Origin of the sequence: Micromonospora sp. NPDC005553, from assembly GCF_042871765.1 — a bacterium.
Taxonomy (GTDB): domain Bacteria; phylum Actinomycetota; class Actinomycetes; order Mycobacteriales; family Micromonosporaceae; genus Micromonospora.
The window spans coordinates 700651-718580 of the sequence record NZ_JBIAJD010000003.1 but is presented as its reverse complement, the minus strand read 5'-3'; the positions used below and the strand labels follow the sequence as shown (position 1 = coordinate 718580).

The 17930-nt window shown below is 66.6% G+C and carries 25 protein-coding genes; 18 read left to right on the top strand and 7 right to left on the bottom strand.

The window, feature by feature from the left end; all coding sequences use genetic code 11:
* Window positions 1–112: 112 nt before the first annotated feature.
* Window positions 113–490 carry a helix-turn-helix domain-containing protein gene (locus ACFYPG_RS15905; protein WP_355010156.1) on the bottom strand — a complete coding sequence of 126 codons (378 nt, stop codon included), beginning with the start codon at window positions 488–490 and terminating at the stop codon, window positions 113–115.
* Window positions 491–590: 100 nt separating this feature from the next.
* Between ACFYPG_RS15905 and ACFYPG_RS15900 the strand changes: the two genes are divergently transcribed.
* Window positions 591–956, top strand: coding sequence for a DoxX family protein (locus ACFYPG_RS15900; RefSeq protein WP_355010157.1), 366 nt, complete (start codon window positions 591–593; stop codon window positions 954–956).
* A 105-nt stretch (window positions 957–1061) separates the two neighbouring features.
* Here the strand turns inward: ACFYPG_RS15900 and ACFYPG_RS15895 are convergent, their stop codons facing one another.
* Complete coding sequence (locus ACFYPG_RS15895) at window positions 1062–1832, bottom strand: class I SAM-dependent methyltransferase (RefSeq protein ID WP_387352471.1); 771 nt, start codon at window positions 1830–1832, stop codon at window positions 1062–1064.
* Between the two features lie 40 nt (window positions 1833–1872).
* Between ACFYPG_RS15895 and ACFYPG_RS15890 the strand changes: the two genes are divergently transcribed.
* Entirely contained in the window at window positions 1873–2439 is a 567-nt protein-coding gene (locus ACFYPG_RS15890) for a DUF3592 domain-containing protein (RefSeq protein ID WP_355010159.1), read from the top strand.
* On the opposite strand, the gene ACFYPG_RS15885 is transcribed toward ACFYPG_RS15890, so the two are convergent.
* Window positions 2432–3109, bottom strand: coding sequence for a hypothetical protein (locus ACFYPG_RS15885; RefSeq protein ID WP_387352469.1), 678 nt, complete (start codon window positions 3107–3109; stop codon window positions 2432–2434). The two genes, ACFYPG_RS15890 and ACFYPG_RS15885, sit on opposite strands and share 8 nt — an antisense overlap.
* A 245-nt stretch (window positions 3110–3354) precedes the next feature.
* Window positions 3355–3813 carry an ArsI/CadI family heavy metal resistance metalloenzyme gene (locus ACFYPG_RS15880; RefSeq protein WP_387352467.1) on the bottom strand — a complete coding sequence of 153 codons (459 nt, stop codon included), beginning with the start codon at window positions 3811–3813 and terminating at the stop codon, window positions 3355–3357.
* 77 nt (window positions 3814–3890) lie between these two features.
* Between ACFYPG_RS15880 and ACFYPG_RS15875 the strand changes: the two genes are divergently transcribed.
* The 4 genes from ACFYPG_RS15875 (at window position 3891) to ACFYPG_RS15860 (ending at window position 7281) form a co-directional block, all read left to right on the top strand.
* The gene (locus ACFYPG_RS15875) at window positions 3891–4265 is read left to right on the top strand and encodes a metalloregulator ArsR/SmtB family transcription factor (RefSeq protein ID WP_355010162.1); all 375 of its coding nucleotides are present in this window, start codon (window positions 3891–3893) and stop codon (window positions 4263–4265) included.
* Window positions 4262–4999, top strand: coding sequence for an MIP/aquaporin family protein (locus ACFYPG_RS15870; RefSeq protein ID WP_355010163.1), 738 nt, complete (start codon window positions 4262–4264; stop codon window positions 4997–4999). The genes ACFYPG_RS15875 and ACFYPG_RS15870 overlap by 4 nt, the downstream gene beginning before the upstream one ends.
* Window positions 4996–5397, top strand: coding sequence for an arsenate reductase ArsC (locus ACFYPG_RS15865; RefSeq protein ID WP_387352465.1), 402 nt, complete (start codon window positions 4996–4998; stop codon window positions 5395–5397). Before ACFYPG_RS15870 ends, ACFYPG_RS15865 begins: the two co-directional genes overlap by 4 nt.
* A 1233-nt stretch (window positions 5398–6630) precedes the next feature.
* Window positions 6631–7281: a hypothetical protein gene (locus tag ACFYPG_RS15860; RefSeq protein ID WP_387352463.1), complete on the top strand. Its 651-nt coding sequence runs from the start codon at window positions 6631–6633 to the stop codon at window positions 7279–7281.
* A gap of 184 nt (window positions 7282–7465) precedes the next feature.
* Here ACFYPG_RS15860 and ACFYPG_RS15855 read toward each other — a convergent pair whose 3' ends face one another.
* Entirely contained in the window at window positions 7466–8251 is a 786-nt protein-coding gene (locus ACFYPG_RS15855) for a hypothetical protein (protein WP_387352462.1), read from the bottom strand.
* A gap of 616 nt (window positions 8252–8867) precedes the next feature.
* Between ACFYPG_RS15855 and ACFYPG_RS15850 the strand changes: the two genes are divergently transcribed.
* Window positions 8868–9431: an HD domain-containing protein gene (locus ACFYPG_RS15850; RefSeq protein WP_387352461.1), complete on the top strand. Its 564-nt coding sequence runs from the start codon at window positions 8868–8870 to the stop codon at window positions 9429–9431.
* On the opposite strand, the gene ACFYPG_RS15845 is transcribed toward ACFYPG_RS15850, so the two are convergent.
* Window positions 9419–9889 (bottom strand): NUDIX domain-containing protein, encoded by a 471-nt coding sequence (locus ACFYPG_RS15845; protein WP_387352460.1) that lies wholly within the window; start codon window positions 9887–9889, stop codon window positions 9419–9421. The genes ACFYPG_RS15850 and ACFYPG_RS15845 overlap by 13 nt on opposite strands.
* Before the next feature lie 4 nt (window positions 9890–9893).
* Window positions 9894–10652 carry an XRE family transcriptional regulator gene (locus tag ACFYPG_RS15840; protein WP_387352458.1) on the bottom strand — a complete coding sequence of 253 codons (759 nt, stop codon included), beginning with the start codon at window positions 10650–10652 and terminating at the stop codon, window positions 9894–9896.
* Between the two features lie 177 nt (window positions 10653–10829).
* Here ACFYPG_RS15840 and ACFYPG_RS15835 point away from each other — a divergent pair, with 177 nt between their 5' ends.
* The 11 genes from ACFYPG_RS15835 (at window position 10830) to ACFYPG_RS15785 (ending at window position 17917) form a co-directional block, all read left to right on the top strand.
* On the top strand, window positions 10830–11147 hold the full coding sequence (locus ACFYPG_RS15835) for a hypothetical protein (RefSeq protein WP_088986522.1): 318 nt from the start codon (window positions 10830–10832) through the stop codon (window positions 11145–11147).
* Between the two features lie 238 nt (window positions 11148–11385).
* Window positions 11386–11598: a hypothetical protein gene (locus tag ACFYPG_RS15830; RefSeq protein ID WP_387352456.1), complete on the top strand. Its 213-nt coding sequence runs from the start codon at window positions 11386–11388 to the stop codon at window positions 11596–11598.
* A gap of 99 nt (window positions 11599–11697) precedes the next feature.
* The gene (locus tag ACFYPG_RS15825) at window positions 11698–12642 is read left to right on the top strand and encodes a hypothetical protein (protein WP_387352454.1); all 945 of its coding nucleotides are present in this window, start codon (window positions 11698–11700) and stop codon (window positions 12640–12642) included.
* Window positions 12643–12725: 83 nt separating this feature from the next.
* Entirely contained in the window at window positions 12726–13601 is an 876-nt protein-coding gene (locus ACFYPG_RS15820) for an FtsK/SpoIIIE domain-containing protein (protein ID WP_387352452.1), read from the top strand.
* Window positions 13598–13807 (top strand): hypothetical protein, encoded by a 210-nt coding sequence (locus tag ACFYPG_RS15815; protein ID WP_112735095.1) that lies wholly within the window; start codon window positions 13598–13600, stop codon window positions 13805–13807. Before ACFYPG_RS15820 ends, ACFYPG_RS15815 begins: the two co-directional genes overlap by 4 nt.
* Window positions 13808–13890: 83 nt before the next feature.
* A complete protein-coding gene (locus ACFYPG_RS15810) occupies window positions 13891–14331 on the top strand; it encodes a hypothetical protein (protein WP_387352450.1) in 441 nt (146 codons plus the stop codon).
* Window positions 14328–14630: a hypothetical protein gene (locus ACFYPG_RS15805; RefSeq protein ID WP_387352448.1), complete on the top strand. Its 303-nt coding sequence runs from the start codon at window positions 14328–14330 to the stop codon at window positions 14628–14630. Before ACFYPG_RS15810 ends, ACFYPG_RS15805 begins: the two co-directional genes overlap by 4 nt.
* On the top strand, window positions 14627–15034 hold the full coding sequence (locus ACFYPG_RS15800) for an RRQRL motif-containing zinc-binding protein (protein WP_387352447.1): 408 nt from the start codon (window positions 14627–14629) through the stop codon (window positions 15032–15034). Before ACFYPG_RS15805 ends, ACFYPG_RS15800 begins: the two co-directional genes overlap by 4 nt.
* Window positions 15031–15864, top strand: coding sequence for a DUF2637 domain-containing protein (locus ACFYPG_RS15795; protein ID WP_387352445.1), 834 nt, complete (start codon window positions 15031–15033; stop codon window positions 15862–15864). Before ACFYPG_RS15800 ends, ACFYPG_RS15795 begins: the two co-directional genes overlap by 4 nt.
* Entirely contained in the window at window positions 15861–16124 is a 264-nt protein-coding gene (locus tag ACFYPG_RS15790; protein WP_387352443.1) for a hypothetical protein, read from the top strand. Before ACFYPG_RS15795 ends, ACFYPG_RS15790 begins: the two co-directional genes overlap by 4 nt.
* Entirely contained in the window at window positions 16124–17917 is a 1794-nt protein-coding gene (locus ACFYPG_RS15785) for a replication initiator (protein ID WP_387352441.1), read from the top strand. The genes ACFYPG_RS15790 and ACFYPG_RS15785 overlap by 1 nt, the downstream gene beginning before the upstream one ends.
* Window positions 17918–17930: the final 13 nt, after the last annotated feature.

Sequence of the window (17930 nt, the reverse complement as noted above, 5' to 3'; positions counted from 1 at the left end):
ACAAGCGACCTCACCGTCCGTCCGAGGGACACCGGAGATCCGCGCGGACCCGTGGCGCGCCGTGACGGGCGGTTTTTGCCCCGGCCCTTGGAGCGCCGCAACCACCCGCAGGTCAGCGCTCGCGCAGGTCGTAGGTGTGCTGATTGCGCTCGATGTCCGGGTTGTGTTCGACAGCCCACTCGGCGAGGGTCACTGCGGGCCCGATCAGCGTGCGGCCGGTGTCGGTGAGCTGGTACTCGACGCGCGGAGGCACCTCGGCGAAGACGTGCCGGGAGACGAGGCCGTCGCGTTCCAGGTGCCGAAGGGTCCGGGTCAGCATGCGCTGAGAAACCTCCGGGATGCGCTGCTGCAGCTCGCTGAAGCGCATGCGTTCGCCGTCGAGGGTAGCCACGACCAGCAGGCTCCACTTGTCGCCGATCCGGTTGAGGATGCCGCGAATGGCACGGCCGCCGTCGCCACGGATCAGACACGACTTCCCGTACTTCGACATGACCCCTCGATGTGGGTAGGGCACAGCGATGTGCCTTTTGTAGAGCCCTCGATCATGCCCCAGGATCTGGTTACTTACTACTCGCGACCACGGGGGACTGATGGAGATCGCGTACTGGATCGTCGGCGGGCTGCTCGCGCTGTTCTACCTGTACTCAGGCGGTATGAAGGTGGTCCGGAGCCGGGCGCAGCTCGCACCGATGATGGCGTGGGCAGGCACCGCGGTCCCGATGGCCGGCGTACGCGCCATCGGCCTGTTGGAGGTGCTCGGAGGCGTCGGCCTCATCCTGCCGCCGCTCACGGGAATCGCACCCGTCCTCGCCGTCGCGGCAGCCGCCGGGCTGACGATCCTGCAGGTCCTCGCGGCCGGGTTCCACCTCTTCCGAGGCGAACGGAAGGACGTCTGGCTGAACCTGGTTCTGGTCGTCGTCGGCGCGATCGTCACCTGGATCGCGGCCGCCCTCTGAGCGCCCACCGAGTTTGCTGTCGAACTCCTTGTCCTTCGCCGATAACAGACCCACCAGAGCCACCTCGGCGCCTGCCAGCACAGCTTCCAATGCCCCGCCCGGCCGTCAGCTCCGGCGGGCGCGCAGCACGCCGGTCAGCATCGGCAGCGTGAACTCGCCGTGGGCGGTTTCGGGTCGGCTCCCGAGGAAGCGACGGATCCGGCCGAGGGTGGCCTCTCGCTCGTCTTCCGGCATGACCAGCATCCCAGCCCGGGTCGCCAGCGTCGCGACGAGCGAGTCGGCCGTGCGGCGCTGCCCGTGTGGGAACTCGACCTGCTCCGCCGATTCGAACCGGGCGACCAGGCCAGCACTCGGAACGAGCATGCCCGCCGTCGCGGCGCGCCAACTGCTCAACGTGTCACGCGGGCCGATCGCCGCACTCCCGCTGACCCGTTCGAGCCCGGCAACCCAGTCGACCCGGTCGTCCATGATGTTCCACAGACCGGCCAGGACACCGCCGGGCGCGAGGACCCGGGCAATCTCCGCCCCCGCGACGGTCATGTCGAACCAGTGCAGGGCGTTGCCGGCGAGCACGGCATCGACGGACCCGTCCGGCAACGGGATGGCCTCGGCGCTGCCCGGCAGGGCACGGACGGTCGGCACCGCACGGCGCAGCTCGGCGAGCATCGCCGGGTCGGGTTCGACAGCCACGACGTCCGCGCCCACCGCCGCCAGCGTCGCGGACAGCTTGCCGGTGCCAGCGCCCAGGTCGAGCACGCGTAGGCCGGGGGCGGGCTCCACCGCCCACCGCACCGCGGCCTGCGCGTAATCCGGGCGGTGTTCCGCGTACGCGGTCGCCGCCGCACCGAACGACGACCGGAGCATCTGTTCCGTCATCCGATCAACATACCGCCGCTCGTCGACATCGACTGCCACCATGGCCACCGTGCAGATCCTGCGAAGCTGGTGGCGCGTCCGCTACCCCTTCTACGCGCTCGGCCTCGTGATCGGGATGGTCATGATGTGGCTGCCCTTCAAGACCTTTCAGGACAACGACGCCTGGGAGAGCCGACTGCGGGTCCATGGTGTGCCAGCCCAGGCAGTCGTCGATGAACTAGTGCACAAGCGGCGAGAGACGATGCACCTGAGCTACGAATTCGCCGGTGCTCAGCGTCAGGCCGAGGTTGGCTGCTGGGAGGTCTGCCTGGCGGCCGGCAGCGCGGTGCGGATCTGGGTCAACCCCAACGACCCGGATGACTTCGTGACCGACTTCGGCATCCTCAGCGGGCATCGAGGCCGGCTGCAAGGGGTGGTCGGGGCGGCAGGCCTGGTTCTGTCCGGGTGGATGGCGCTGGCCGTGATCGCCCACCTCTATCAGCAACGACGCGGCCACCGGCGACAGGACTGGCAGCGGCAGCAACGAGATCAGCGCCAACGACAGTTCGCAAACGTCAGGGCCGGGAGAAAACGCAAGCCGAGTGGGCCACGAACGCCGTTCAAGTGATCGACATCGCCGGTCGGCAGCTGTCGCTGATCGTCCTGGGCACCAGCCGTTGGCTCACATTGGGCAGCATGTGCGGATTGGTTGCGTCCAGAGACATGAGGCCACGATCGGCGCGCATCAGCTCGACGGTCTTTCTGGCAACAACCTTGTAGCTGTCGTGAAGCCTGACAGGCACGTCGAGTCCATCCGCTCCTTCCGAGATGGGAAGTACGGCGTCCACTTCGGAGACGAACCTCGACATGAGGTCGCAGCATTCACGGGCAGAGTCTCGGACCGGCGCGGAGGCCGAAAGCTCCAGTTCCGCCATGATGCCCACGGCTTTGACGCTGGCATCGTAGATTTCCTGGGTGTCGATAATGAACAGATGACCCATGCGGTCTTCGATCATCTGCCTGATGTCGGCCGCCCTTCGACCCCAGTTCCAGATGGTCTGCATGAACTGTTTGTAGGTCTCTTCGCGGGACTCGCGATGCCGAAGCTCATCCTCTCGCTGCCACTGCGCCGCTCGGTCCTGGCGCTCCCGCTCCCAGCGTTCCTGCTCTCGTTCGCGCTCCAGGTTCCACCGGCGGTCCTCGCGGCGAGTGGTAAGGAACTGGGTCGAAATAGCGGCCCCGAGGGTACCGGTGACACCAAGCGCCGCGACGAGAAGAACCGGCCAGATCTGGTTCATGCCGAGAGTATCCAGCCTCGATGCAGCCGTAACAGCGCGCCCCGCCGTTGACAGGCCGGATTCAGACGTTGACGCGCAACTTGGAGGGGCATCTCCGAGACCTCCGAACGCTGAACGGGTGCTGCTGAGGGCATCGTTCGGGTCCTCGTCGTGGCGCGCTGGTTGACGACGTTCCACGCTGTCCTGTGCCCCAGCACTGCGCGCCCGCCTCCTAAACCGACGACGGGCGCGCGAGGGCGCAAAGGTCAGCAGCAGCTTGAAGCGGCCCCGTTGCTGGCCGGCTCCGTCCCGGCGGCTGGGGTGCAGCACGCGCTGTCGGTGGCCTTGTCCAACTGCGGGGAGTCGGCCTTGACTGTGTAGACCTCCCACGGCTCATTGCCGGGGCCGTGCACCCACACCTTGTCCTGGAGGGCGTAGCAGCACTCGGTGTTGTTCTCTTCCAGCGTGATCAGGCCGGAGTCGGTGAGGCGCCTGGTGGCGCCGTTGACATCGTCGGTGCTGGCGACCTCAACGCCGAGGTGGTCCATGACGGTGGGCTGGTCGGCCTCGCCCTCCAGGAGGACGAGCTTGAGCGGCGGGTTCTCGACGGCGAAGTTCGCGTAGCCGGGGCGGCGCTTGGCCGGCTCGACGCCGAACAGTTTCGAGTAGAAGGCCACGGAGCCTTCGAGGTCGGACACGCGCAGGGCGAGCTGGATACGGGACACGGCCATCTCCTTGTCTAGATGCTTATCGAAGCAAGACCTACGTTGCACCCTGTTTCGAGATCTGTCAAGGTAGAAGCATGTCGAAACAAGAGCTGCCGGTGGTGGACCTCAACGCCGTGGCCTGCTGCCCCCCGCTCGCGGTCCGCCCCATGGACGCCGAGCAGGCCGCGATGGTCGCACCGCTGTTCAAGGCCCTGGGGGATCCGATCCGGCTGCGGCTGATGTCGATGATCGCCTCGGTGCCGGAGATGTGCGTCTGCGACCTGACCCCGGCGTTCGACCTGTCCGGGCCGACCATCTCTCACCACCTCAAGGTGCTGCGTGAGGCGGGCCTGGTCGACTCGGAGCGGCGCGGCACCTGGGTCTGGTACCGGGTGAAACCGGAAGCGTTCCGGCAACTTGAGGCGCTCCTGGACATCTCCGCCGCCCCGGCCGCCAGCAGCACCGCGTGAGCCTTGCCCTGCCACGGCGAGCCTCGGCGGAGTTCGCCGGCACCGCGCTGCTGGTCGCCGCCGTGGTCGGCTCCGGGATCGCCGCCGCCCGGCTCTCCCCCACCGACGTCGGTCTCCAACTCCTGGAAAACGCGATCGCCACCGCCCTGGCCCTGGGCGCGCTGATCCTGACCTTCGGCCCGGTGTCCGGCGCACACTTCAACCCGGTCGTCTCAGCCGTCGACTGGTGGCTCGGCCGCCGCTCCGGCACCGGCCTGACCGGGCGGGACCTCGCCGCCTACGCCGCCGCCCAGTCCGGCGGCGCGATCACCGGCGCGGTCCTGGCTGACGTGATGTTCGGCCTGCCGGCGGTGGCCTGGTCCCGCACCGAACGGACCGGGGGGAACCTGTGGCTGGCCGAGGTGGTCGCCACCGCCGGACTGGTCGTCCTGGTCTTCGCCCTCGCCCGCTCCGGCCGCACCACAGCCGCTCCGGCGGCTGTGGGCGCCTATATCGGCGCGGCCTACTGGTTCACCTCGTCGACGTCGTTCGCGAATCCCGCCGTCACCATCGGCCGGGCCTTCACCGACACCTTCGCCGGTATCGCTCCAACCTCGCTACCCGGTTTCATCGCCGCCCAGCTCGTCGGCGGCCTGGTCGCCGTCGCAGCCCTCGCCGCCTGGTACCCCCACGCCGCCGACACGGCCGACGCCGTCGTCGTGCCCCACCTCACCCGGGAGACCGAAGCTCGATGAGCAGCAAGCCCACCGTCCTGTTCGTCTGCGTCCACAACGCCGGCCGCTCCCAGATGGCCGCCGGCTGGCTGCGCCACCTCGCCGGCGACACCGTTGAGGTCCGCTCCGCAGGCAGTGAACCCGCCAACGAGATCAACCCCGTCGCAGTCGAAGCCATGCGCGAGGTCGGCATCGACATCATCGGCCAGATCCCTGCCAAGCTCACCTGGGACACGGCCGAAGCCAGCGACGTCATCATCACCATGGGCTGCGGCGACGCCTGTCCCATCTTTCCCGGCAAACGCTACGAAGACTGGAAGCTCACCGACCCGGCCGGCCGGCCTCTCGCCGTCGTCCGCCAGGTACGCGACGACATCCGCGCCCGGGTTCAGAAGCTCGTCGACACGCTCCGCACCTAGCGCTGGAACGTTTCGGACTCAGACGTTGAAGCGGGAACTTAGACGGGCTCGTTCGCGACCTGCGGCGACCTGGTCGGCACGCTGGTCGCGCCCCGTCGTGGCTTGCCGCCGCTGCTCGCTGGTTGCCGACGTTTGACGGCGTCTTGTGCCCCCTGTGTGCCCCGAGCCGGTTCGTCGCAGCCAGCCGTGCTCGGTGTTCAACGCACACGGCTTAGGAAGGGATTAGCGACCACCGGCGCGTCCCGTGTCATAGCAGGGGGTTCACCGAACACCTCGGCGGTGACTGCTTGATCATTCCGCACATGTTCCGGATCTAGCTTGATGTCCTGGCAGGGGCGATCTCAGTGCAGCTTGCGTCGCTCCCAAGCGCAAGGCTGGAGTGGAGGGCGATGACGAGTGCTCGCCCTCCACCGACCCCGCCGTTGCCGCTAAAGGTTGATCAATCGCGAGACCTCAGCCACGAAGGCTGCCATTGCGGCCAAGCACGCCGTGAGAGCGCCCAGCAGGGCAACCCATTGAGCAAGCGACCATCTCTTCCGCTCGCCCTCGCGGCGGTCCGGCCGACGACTCTTCCGTCTCACTCTCGTTACAGTCATTAGACCTGCGCTCCTACCTAGTGGCCAGTGCAGGTTGGGGGCGGCACCCCGGGCCCGCGAAGCCATCGGTGCCGCCCCTTCCCATGCGCGGTTGCCCGCTCAGACACAAACGACTCAGGCCGCACAAGGACACCTCTCGCAATTCCCACGCAAGCCCCTATTTGTGCGTCGAATTCTGTCCGCTAAGCAATGGAATGTCCGTTAGTGACGGACACCTTGTGCGATTGAATGCGGAATGCAAGTTGCAGAAAGCAAAACTTTTGCCCGGATTTAGAACGATTTAAGTTCGCGAGTTCCGGGTAGATCGGACCAGTTGTGTGCCTAGTTGAACTTGACTGACAACGATTGGGGGTGTGCGAGACGTAAGTCACAGTTCAGCTTCGGCAGAATCTGGGGCGTTCCGAGCCTGCTGGGTGAGACCAGCCAGGCTGGGACTTGAACCCCTAACCCGAGACGTAAGGGAGAAGCTGGCTAAGACGGACGTACCGGTGCGCTGGCCTGGTCAGCATCCCTCGGTAACTCTCGACGTTTCACACGCGCTCTCACTGTCGACTGTGCCGAATCTGTGCCCGATGATCTTCAACTGGTGTCTGGTATCGGGAAAGCCGGGTTGCCCGCCCTGGCTAGGATCTCGGGCGTGGGCGATCTGAGACGTTTCGATTGGAAGCCAGAACGCGAGCTGGCCAGCGAACTACTGGAAAAGATAGGGATTCCTGTCGCACCATTCATGCGGTACGCCGAGGCAGTTGTCGAACGTCGCGCACGTCGCGCCGGCCTTGTCCTTGCCGAGGCTTCGGAACGTAGCGGACGATCTCAGGAAGATATCCTGTTGCTGGCTGAAGACGACCTCTTTGGCGATCTCCTTACTGAGACGCTTCAGGCCGCGTCAACGGCTAGGTCTGACGCTCACCTTCATGCACTAGCTCTTGTCTTGGCGAACGCTGTTGCAGGCACGGACGGTGCTCTCGTCGACCATCTACACGAGGTAGTCCGCGTGCTGGCACGACTCTCCCCCCTAGACATTCGGGCGTTGCACGCTTTAGAGGCGACGGGACCACTTCCGAGCGAGGCAATCCACGACACACAGGATCCACTGGCTGTCATTCAAAGGGAATTCGGTTCTGCCGTGCTGTCATCGCCTATCGCGAAGAAGTTCGACGATCTCGCGTTGGTCAATCGCGGCATTGGGTACGACGAAGGTCAGGTGCACATCGTCACCCCGTTTGGCCGAGAGGTTCTTGGATATTTGAGAAGCGTCTTGGATCAGGATGAGGTAGACGGCACCTAGCCTCAGCTCAGGAAGCCTGACGAGGGTGGCTACGATCCCGATGCTCCTATGGGATGTCAACCCACGACCCTTTGACCCCCAGGCAACCTACACGGAGGGTTGGCCTGCCTTTCACGGGCGTTGAACTGCTGGAACCGTCCGTCAGTATCCCTCCTCGTCCGCTGGCGTCCGTCGTGGTCGTCACTCAGCTAGTCGCCCGCTCGGGGTGGGCATCCTCTCCGCCGCTGGCGTCTTCCTCCTGGGGCGTAGAGAGGGCCTGGTAGATCGGATCCAGAATTTCTTTGTACTGGCCTAGGACTTCTTCGACAAACTCGTTGTCTATTACTGCCCTTTGATGCTCGCGCTTCCGATAAATCCGGCCCCGCAATCTCGAATATGGGCGGAAATACATGTCTCCTGCCAATTCAGCCTGCACCTGACGCAAAACTATTCTTGCCGCCCGCGTAGCACTCCGAATGGCAGCCGCTTCTGCGGCATGGAGACGGTCTAAGTCGCTGTCGTCAAACCGAATTTCAGGGAACGGACTGCGGTCTTCAGTTAAGAGTTCAACCGTCTGAATTGTTATCTTCACGAGATGTGCCTGGCTCCTTGCATGACTCCAAGACGTAACTGTCAGCGGCAGCATCGGCCCTCCGAATGTCAGCAGTTGAGCCTCAACGAGAGTGTCTATTGGCGTAGCAAGACCGTCGGGCGGCTGATCGTCGCCAGCTTTGGAGTGCGTTTGTTCGCGCCCCAGAACCTCATCTGCCGGTATCATGCCGAATCGACGCCCGTCCTGATGCTCACGTTCGGCAACAAATTGAATCAGTCGAACGTAGGCATCTAATCGCGTCTCAGCCCGCCGCATTTCAAGAGCCACTCTTCGTTCGTGGAGCCTGTTCGTCCGCGCCACAATCATCTGGAATCCGCCTCCAAGGAAGACACCAAGCAAGCCGACGAGAGGAACCAGGAGCGGCGAGGTCAAGCTCATGGAACCGAGGCTATCGAGGCAACTCAACCTGCCATCCCGTCTGCCGCCGACCCGCCCTATGGGGAGCGGGCCGCCGCCCGGCCCGCCACGTCAAGCGGACCTTGACGTACGGTCGGACGTTGGCGGGCCGGGTGGCGGTCTGCTCGGCTCGCCCGGGTCGTCGGCTGGCGGGGTGGCCCTGCGCAACCACCCACGACCGCGACGCGCCGACGGACCCCCGGCCATCTCGGAGTCGTTGCGCCCCCGCCGGAGGCGCGGTTACCGCGACCAGCCCGCCGCCTCGACCCGCCGCACGGACCCGGCGTGCCCTTCCCTGCGCCGCGCCGATCGGGCGCGGCCCGGCCGGCTGCCGGCCCACCAAACATCAACGACCCTCGGCACCACCGTCAGCGGCGGCCCCCGGGCTTCCCGCTCTCCGCGCCAGCCGCCGGGCGTTCTGCGTGGCCGGAGTCGGAGCGCCAGCGGAGCGACGGACGCGCGCCCAGGCGGCGGCGCGTGCGGCCCGTTCAGGGCCGCCTTGAAGACGTACAGAAACTTTGCACAACATCGCCGGCAGTCCGGCCGGCACTTGAACACGGGATGGCGCGCGGACCCGCTGGCTCCGTACCCTGGGGTAATGGCCGCCCTCGTCGACACCGCCCGGGAAGTTGCGCGACAACTGCTGGAGACACCGCTACCCCGTCGATGGAGTCACGTCCAGGCCGTCGCTGCCAAGGCGGACCGGATCAGCGGAGCAGTCCCGATCGAGGATCGCGACGTGCTCGTAGCCTCGGCCTGGCTACACGACGTGGGTTACAGCCCAGACCTGATCGACACCGGCTTTCACTCGCTCGATGGTGGCCGCTGGCTGCGTCGTGAGCGCTTCAACGAGCGGATTGCCGCCCTGGTCGCTCATCACTCCTGCGCCTGGTTGGAAGCCGACGAACGTGGCCTCGGTGAGGCCCTGGCGGCCGAGTTCCCTCGGGAGGAAACGGCGGTAACCGACGCCATCTGCTGCGCCGACATGACTACCGGACCAGATGGCCAAGACTTCGAGGTGCTGGACCGGCTGGCGGAGATTCGGTCCCGGTATGGGCCGGAGCACCTGGTGACCCGATTCATCGGCAGAGCAGAACCGGAAATGGTCGCTGCCGTACAGCGGACGCAGCGCAGGCTCACCGGCGTCCGTCAGCCGATGTAGGGCTTGCGGCGTTCCTCGTAGCCGTGGGTGATGCGGAGCAGAGTCGACGGGTGGATATCGAGCGACTCCAGATCGTCGTGGGCTACCCACCGGACGTCATGTGATTCGTCGCTCGGGGTCGGAGTACCGCTGACGGGTTTGGCCTGGAAGCAGAGCGAGAACTGTTGCCGCACCTCGCCGTCCGAGTACTCGATGACATGACCGGGGTCGGAGTAGACGCCGACCATCCCGATCACCTCGACACTGATGCCGGTCTCCTCGCGGGTCTCTCGGGCTGCCGTCTCTGCGACTGATTCGCCGATCTCCTGGCCACCGCCGGGCAAGGACCACAGACCGTTGTCGGTGCGCTGGATAAGCAGCACCCTGCCGTGCTCGTCCCGAACGAAGACAGAGACGGCGACGACGAGGCTGTTGGCCTTCGGCGCGTTCGGGTCGTGGTAGTGCTCGGTTCTCGCCATGTCTCTAGGCTGCCACCTCGTCGCCTTGCCGGGGCTTTGAGACATCGAGGACCCGGTCAAAGCTGTCGGAGTAGGTGCGGAAGAGGTCACCACCGTTGAGCTTGCGTAGGTGCATCACGGGCGCATGCGGCGCCGGAAAGCCGAGGACGTGCATGTTCACCAACATCTCGTCATCGAAGCGGTAGATCGAGTTGTACAGCGTCGTGTCGTGGTAGAGAACCTTCACTCCGGGCGCACCATCAAGGCGGTTGTAGGAGTGCTGAACCTGCCGGATCTTCGCGGCCATGACACCGGGCGCACTTTCCTCGACACTCCTCCGCTCGATCGCGGCGCTGGCCGGATCACCGAGCAGGATATTGACCGGTACACCGTCAATACCCTTTTGACGCAGGACGTCGACAAGCCTTGGATCCTGTTCTAGAAGGAAGAGTCCGGCATAGGCAAGCACGTCGATGCGCTTCGTGGCGCGTTCGATCAGCCGACGCCACAGGTCGTACGGCACCGACGATCGCCGCGAGTAGAGCTGAATCATCTCGCTCTGCCCGATCTGCGATGCCTTCTCCGGCGTCACCGCGTCGGGCCACAGGTAGGGCACGTCTTCCCGGACTATCGCCGCGATCGCGTGCCGGTGACGCGGGTAGGGCGTCCGATCCTGCGTGATCCACCGCTCCACGGTCTTCGCGTCGACCCCGATTTTCTCGGCCACAACGACCGGGGTCAGGCCGTTACGCAGGATCGCATCACGTAGCCGCTCATTTGGCATCCGACACTCCTCAAGGGACGACTAGGGACGTGTTCACGGTAACGCAGACGTCCCCTAGTCGTCTAGCTCATCGGATGGGTCGTCCTCCGGGAAGCGGGAGCCTTATCCGCAGAGGCCACGAGCAACAGTCCACCCGGGACTAGCTCAAGACCTGGCCCAAGACACAGGAGGTTTGTTGTGAAGCTGTACGTGGACACCACGAGCAAGCAGGTGACGGCGTCGAAGGACCCGGAGCCGAAGAACGACCAGAACGGCAATCAGAAGTCCGAGAAGAACACGGGCCGGCTCATGTGGTCCACCCAGGTCTTCGTGCTCGACGAGAACGGCGGGGAGGTCATCACCATCACCACGGCGGGAGAGAAGCCGGGCGTGAAGGTGGGCGACTTCCTGGCTGTCGAGCAGTTGGAGGCCATTCCGTGGGCGACCAACGGGCGTAACGGCGTCGCGTTCCGGGCGGTCTCGCTGAAGCCGAAGACTGGTTCTCCGGCCAAGTAGGTCCCTCGCACGGCGTGCTGTGTGTGCTCCTGGTGTCTCCAGCGACTGAGTTTCGCTGATCTGCTCAATCCCTGCGGTCCGGGAGTGTTTCTGGCTCCTACGTTCCCGGCCCGGCAACCCATCCGGTTGCCAACCATGAATGGCGCGGGGCCGGTACTGGCTCTCATGCCTGCCGGCCTCGTTGCCGGTTCTTCCCAATCCCTCCGGCCTGGTGGCCGGTTCCACGAGGAGGAGCACCATGTTCCGCTACATGATCTCGTTCACCTACACGGCCCCTCAGGGCATCGGTTTCATGTCCGTCGAATGGCCCTGCAAGCGGCACATCCGCTCCATGGCCGACATCATCAAGATTACGAACGACTTGCGTAGCAACGGCTACATCGAGGCAGTCGTGCTCAGCTTCTCGCTCTTCGCCGACACCGCCGCCACCACGGGCGGCAAGAACGGCTGACCAACTCGCCGAAAAAGCGTGGGGTCGGTACTGGCTCCTACACCTGCCGACCCCACGCCCTGCAACCCATCCACCCCAATCACCTTGGGAGGACGTGTCATGTCCAAGTCTAGCCCTCGCCGGTTCTCCGGCAGGTCAACCGGAACGGTGACGGTCATCGAGGCCAAGGTCCACCGTTCCTCCGCGCGTAACGCCCGGATGGCGTTCATCCTCACGGCGGTCATCGTCGGCCTTCTCGCGGCCGTGGTGGTCGCTTCCTCCATTCACCCGATCCTCGCCGTCTTCGTCGGCGCGCTGATCGGCGTTCCGACCGGCGGCCTCGTCTGGGTGCTCGTCCGGATCTGGCCGGTGATCCGGCTGCTGTGGTGGTGGACCCCGGAAACCATCCTCGGTGTCTTGCTGCTCACCGCATGGGTGCAGCTGGCCAACCACACCCCGACCCTGGTGACCCTGATCGTCGTCGCCCTGGTCGTCGGCGTCCCCGCCGCCATCCGCCCGGTCCGCCGCCAGGTCAAAGCCTGGACCTGGTGCCTCGTGGTGCGCCATCGGCTGCGGGTGTGCTTCTCGCAGTTCATCATCGCCAACCAGTCCGGTTCACTGCCGCTGATCCTGTGGGCACGTCCCACCCCGGTCGGCGAACGGGTCTGGGTCTACCTGCGTCCCGGCCTGTCCGAGAAGGACTTGGAAGGTCGCCTGGACAAGATCGCGGTGACCTGTCACGCCTCCACTGTTCTCATCGAGCGTGCTTCGGAGAACAACGCCGCCTACCTGCGGTTTGACATCAAGCGGCGTGAGGTGCTGACCGCGCACGTCGGTTCCCCGCTGGTCGACGTGATCGACCCGACCGCCCCCGTCTCGGCGTCGCCGCTGACGGTCCCCACCGCCCTGGACCTACCGGACGTTCACATGCCGACGGTCACCCTCCCGGCCCAGGGCAAACCCGCCGGCAAGAAGCCGGCCCCGGCTACTACGGCCAACGGCAGCAAGCCCGCGGCTTCGTCTGCGTCGTCCGTGGAAGACGACGACACCTCCGACTGGATCTAACCCCAACCCAACCCGGGACGCGAGGAGCCATGGCGGCTCGTTCGTGTGGTTCCTCGCGCCCCCAACGCCCAGGAGGGCACCTCATGACCACCACGATTCCCACCACCGCAGCAGTGGTGCCGGTGGGTCCTGGCCTGTCGATGTTCGACCCGATCTTCATCGGGATCGACGAGTTCGGCCAACCCGTCTACCTCGACGTCATCTACCGCAACCTGCTCACCGCAGGCGAACCCGGCGGCGGCAAATCCGGCCTCATCAACAACATCTGCGGCCACGCCGCCCTGTGCGACAACACCCGCCTCGTGCTCTTCGACGCCAAACTCGTCGAACTCGGCCCCTGGCGCGACCTCGCCGACGCCTTCATCGGCCCCGACATCGACCAAGCCATCGACGTCCTACGTCGCCTCCTGGTCGTCGCCACCAACCGCTACACGTGGCTCCTCGCCAACCGGCGCCGCAAGCTCGCCGACGGCGACGGCATGTCCGTCATCGTCACCATCATCGACGAACTCGCCATGTTCTCCACCGTCCTCGGCACCAAGGCACAGCAGGAAGAGTTCTCCACCCTCCTACGAGGGCTCGTCTCCCTCGGCCGGGCCTGCGGTATGCCCGTCGTCGCCGCCACCCAACGCCCAAGTTGGGACATCATCCCCGCCAGTCTGCGGGACCTGTTCGGCTACCGGGCCGCGTTCCGGTGCACCTCGCTGAACAGCTCGAACATCATCCTCGGTCAGGGCTGGGCCGAGCAGGGCTACACCGCCTCCGACATCTCGCCCACCAACCAAGGCGCGGCCTACCTCCTGGCCGAAGGCGGCGTTCCCCGCCGCATCAAGGCCGCCTACCTCACCGACACCGACATCTACAACATCGCCGACTACGCCGCTTGGACCCGCCGCCCCGTCGGCACCAGCGCCAGCACCCCGGCGGTCAACTCGACCGAGTGGGAGATGGCGGCATGACCACCCGCGAGCGCACCTACGCCAAGGCCAACAACCAACGCGCCGCGCAATTCACCGAGATGTGGATCGTCGGTTCACCCGAAGACCTGGCCGCGATGCTCCACGCCGCCGCCCAGACCGGGCGACTCGTCTACGTCTCCGCCCCGCGCCTCATGGGCGGCGATGACACCCGCCACCGCCGCTACCTGCGGCTGCGCACTCACTGATCGGCCGACAGGACCGGATCTGCCTCGCAAGCTCGCCGGTCCTGCCGACCTCCAACCGACAGCCCGGAAAGGACGTGGTTGCCATGAAGGCTACCCAAAACCCACCCACCCCCGCGCTGGTCACACCCGCTGACCTGCTGCGGATGGCTGCCCTCTACCTGCGCCGGCACGGCTGGCACCAGGGCACCTACTACGCCCACACCACCGACACCCTTACCCCGCCGGCCTGCGCCGCCGGGGCCATCGGCATCGCCTGCGCCGGACACACCGTCGAGCACTTCTCGCAGCTCGACCCCGACGCCCTCGCCGACTACCTGAGCGCCTTGGGCGTGTTCGTCGACTACCTCGACACCACCGCTCCGGTCTTCTTCGTCGACGAGGACGGCTACCTGCTCGACGAGCACACCTCGCCCTACTCGTGGAACGACGACCCGGCCCGCACCGCCGAGCAGGTCATCACCGCCCTCACGGCGGCTGCCACCGAGTGGGACTCCCTCCGCACCACCGGAGGTGAGATCCGATGAACACCGTCAAGAAGTCCTTGACGCCCAACCTGCCCCGGCAACGACGTCGGGACGTCGTCGAGAACGACGAGTTCGCCGGCTTCGCTCGGCGCATCATCCGCGCTCACGGCCGCCGCGTCGCCACCGGCGATGTGGAAGCACTCCGCGACCTGATCGCCCTCTCCAGCGTCATTGACGACGCGATCGGTGAAGCCGTGATCGGCCTGCGGGCGTTCGGCTACTCCTGGGCCGAGATCGGCTCCCGCCTCGGCATCTCCCGCCAAGCCGCCCAACAGCGCTGGGGCGGTGACAAGCCATGACCGACCTGCGCAGCAGTGACCTCGACAACCTGGCCGACCGGACCGGTATCCGGGTCGAGTTCTACGACCCGCTCGGCACCCGCTACGGGTTCCCCACCTTCCCCTACCACTGCGCCCCTGACGGCCTGGCCACGGTGCGTCAACTCCGCTCCGCTGGCCTTCGTCCTGGAGGACATGACCCGGTCGCGCAGATCTATTGGCGGCACCGCACCAACCGGCGGGTCGCCTACCTCTACCGCCTCGATTTGGCCGCACCGAAGCGCACTGCCACGCCCGCCCAACGCGAGGCCATCGCGAAGGCGCTTCGTGCGCGCCGGACCTGCCGTGTCTGCGAGCAGGTCAAGCCCTACTACATTCCCCGCCGATTCGGCGAATGTCTCGACTGCCACGGAGGCACCCGATGACTGATCCCAGCGCTGTCACCGAGCAGTTCGCCGCCGAGTACGCCCGCGAAGCCGTGCCCACAATGCTCAAGGCAATCACATCGATCAAGCGGTACAACCGGTTCGTTCTGCTGGCTGCGCTGCTGACCAGCTACCTCCACCAGGCCCACTACCTGTGGACCCAGAACGCCGGCTACTTCGCCTACCTCGTGCCGCTGATCTTCGACGCCGCGATGGTGTCGATGCTAACCGTCGTCCGTACGAGCGGCATCGCCAAGGACGCCAAACGCGGAGCCCTGATCGTCTTCGCCTGCGCCGCACTGCTGTCGGCCACCATCAACTTCGCCTCCCCGGGCAGCCTCGGCCTACGCCTGGTCTTCGCCCTGGTCGTCGTCCTCGTCATCGGCGTCGAACTCGTCGCCGGACGCATCCGCCCCGACTTCGCCGCCATCCAAGCCGAAGCCGCCGCACTCCTCGCCGCCGTCAACGACCTCAACCAAACGGCACCGGCCACCCAGCCGGCCGACACCCCGGCCACCACGTCGACCGTCGACACCACTGCGGCACCCGCTCCGGCCGTTGACACCCCGCCGGCACCAGTCCCGGCCGCCATCACGGCACCCACCTTCACCCCGATCCCGGTCGCCCGGCCCGAGGTCCCGGCGCACCTGATGCCCACCGCCCGGTTCGTCATCGGACGCCACGAACAGAGCACCGGCCGACCCATCACCACCGAGGAACTCGCCGACCTGCTCTCTGTCACCCCGGACATCGCCCGGGAACTGCTGCACACCATCACCGGCCACACCCCGGCCATCGTGAACGGCACCCCCGTCGGTGGTGCCCGATGACCATCCACGTCGTCGACATCGAGCAGGTCACCCACACCTGCCCGGCCTTCGCCGAGCCACACGTCTACGACACCCGACGCACCGTCATCGACGTCATCCCCGGCGGTCCCTGCCGGACCCCGGTCACGATCCGCTGCGGCGACACGACCGCCATCATCGCGTGTCACCGGCACGAACCGGGCGACCGCCAGTGCGGCGCCTGCCGCATCATCGTCACCCAACACACCATCACCACCCGGCACCTCACCGAGGCTGCCTGATGGTTTCGACGCTGGACCTCACACCCCGCGCTTCGGCCCGGGGTGTGGGCTCGAACGCCGACACCACCCCCTACGTCGGCTACACCGCCGCCGGCTCCGCGTTCACCCGCGCCCAGCAACCCGACTACTTCGGCTGGCTCGAACACGTCCGCGCCGCCGCCGCCTGCACCCGCCCCATCCGCCTCGCCGGGCAGCTGCTCACCGTCGAACCCGCCACCGGCCGACTCCTCGACGCCCGGCACACCGACCACATGCCCGACGCTGCGATCTACAAGGCGTGCGGCAACCGCCGTGCGACGGTCTGTCCCGCCTGCGCGCAGACCTACCAACGCGATGCCTTTCAGGTGCTGCGCGCCGGTCTCCTCGGCGGTAAAGGCATCCCCGAAACAGTCGCCGCACACCCGGCGGTGTTCGCGACGTTCACCGCACCGTCCTTCGGCACCGTGCACAACCGGTCGGTCAAGCGGCACACCTGCGCCAACCGCAAACGCTGCGACTGCCGGGCCGAACCGTGCCACGCCCGCCGCAGCACCGACCGCAGCGCCGGACTCTGCGCCCACAACCGCCCCGCCGTCTGCTGGGCACGCCACGAAACCGGCGACACGGTGATCGGACGGCCGCTGTGCCTGGACTGCTACGACCACGACCACCAGGTCGTCTGGAACCTGTTCTCCGGCAAGCTATGGCACCGCACCAAGCAAGCCGCGGAACGCCACCTCGCCCACCTCGCCCGGCAACGCGGCATCCCCTCCGTAGAGTTGGTCACCCCCTCCGGAAAGGTCCGCAAGGTCGCCCCGGTCCGGCTCTCACCCGGCAAGGTCGCAGAACTTCAAGCTCGGGCAGCGGTCCACTTCCATGCCATCGCCCGCCTCGACGGCGTCAACCCCACCGACCCAGACGCGATCGTCCCCCCACCGCCCGGTTTCACCGTCGACGACCTGGTCGACGCGCTGCGCCACGCCGCCACACAGATCACCTACACCACCCCACCACACCCCGACCGAGCCGACGGCTGGTCGATCACCTGGGGCGCACAACTCGACCTGGAACCCATCACCACCAGCGGCACGGGAGAGGTCACCGACAGCCTCGTCGCCGGCTACCTTGCCAAGTACGCCACCAAGAGCACCGAGGTAACCGGGCACCGCTCCGTCAGGCTCGACGCCGACAGCATCGGCGACTACGCCGACCCCGACGGCGACCACACCGCCCGCCTCATCGACGCCTGCTGGCGACTCGGCCGACCCACCACCACACCCATCCCGCTCTCGCAGCGGCCCCGGGACCACCGGCCCACACCCGGCTTCGTAAAGCGCTGGGAATGCCCCGACTGCGGCACCCACACCCGCTACGCCGCCTGCCCCGTCTGCGTCGCCGACCGTCAAGCCGCCCTTGACGCCGAACCCACGAAACCAGTCACGGGCAACCCCTACGCCCGGCTGCGCCGATGGGCACACATGCTCGGCTACGGCGGCCACTTCCTCACCAAATCTCGCCGCTACTCCGTCACCTTCCAACTCCTGCGCGACACCCGCGTCGCCTTCCGCCGACACGAGCACCAGGACCAGGCCGACGAGCAACCCGCCGCGCTGCGCGCCGTCGACCACCTCGACGACACCACCACCCTCATCGTCGGCACCCTCACCTTCGCCGGCGTCGGCTGGCACACCACCGGAGACGCACTCCTCGCCAACACCGCCGCCGCCATGGCCCGCGCCCAACACGCCACCGGACGCGAAGAACTCGCCCACGAACTCGGCACCACCCCCGCCGGTCTGTCGCCGGCCGCCTAGAAAGCACCGACAA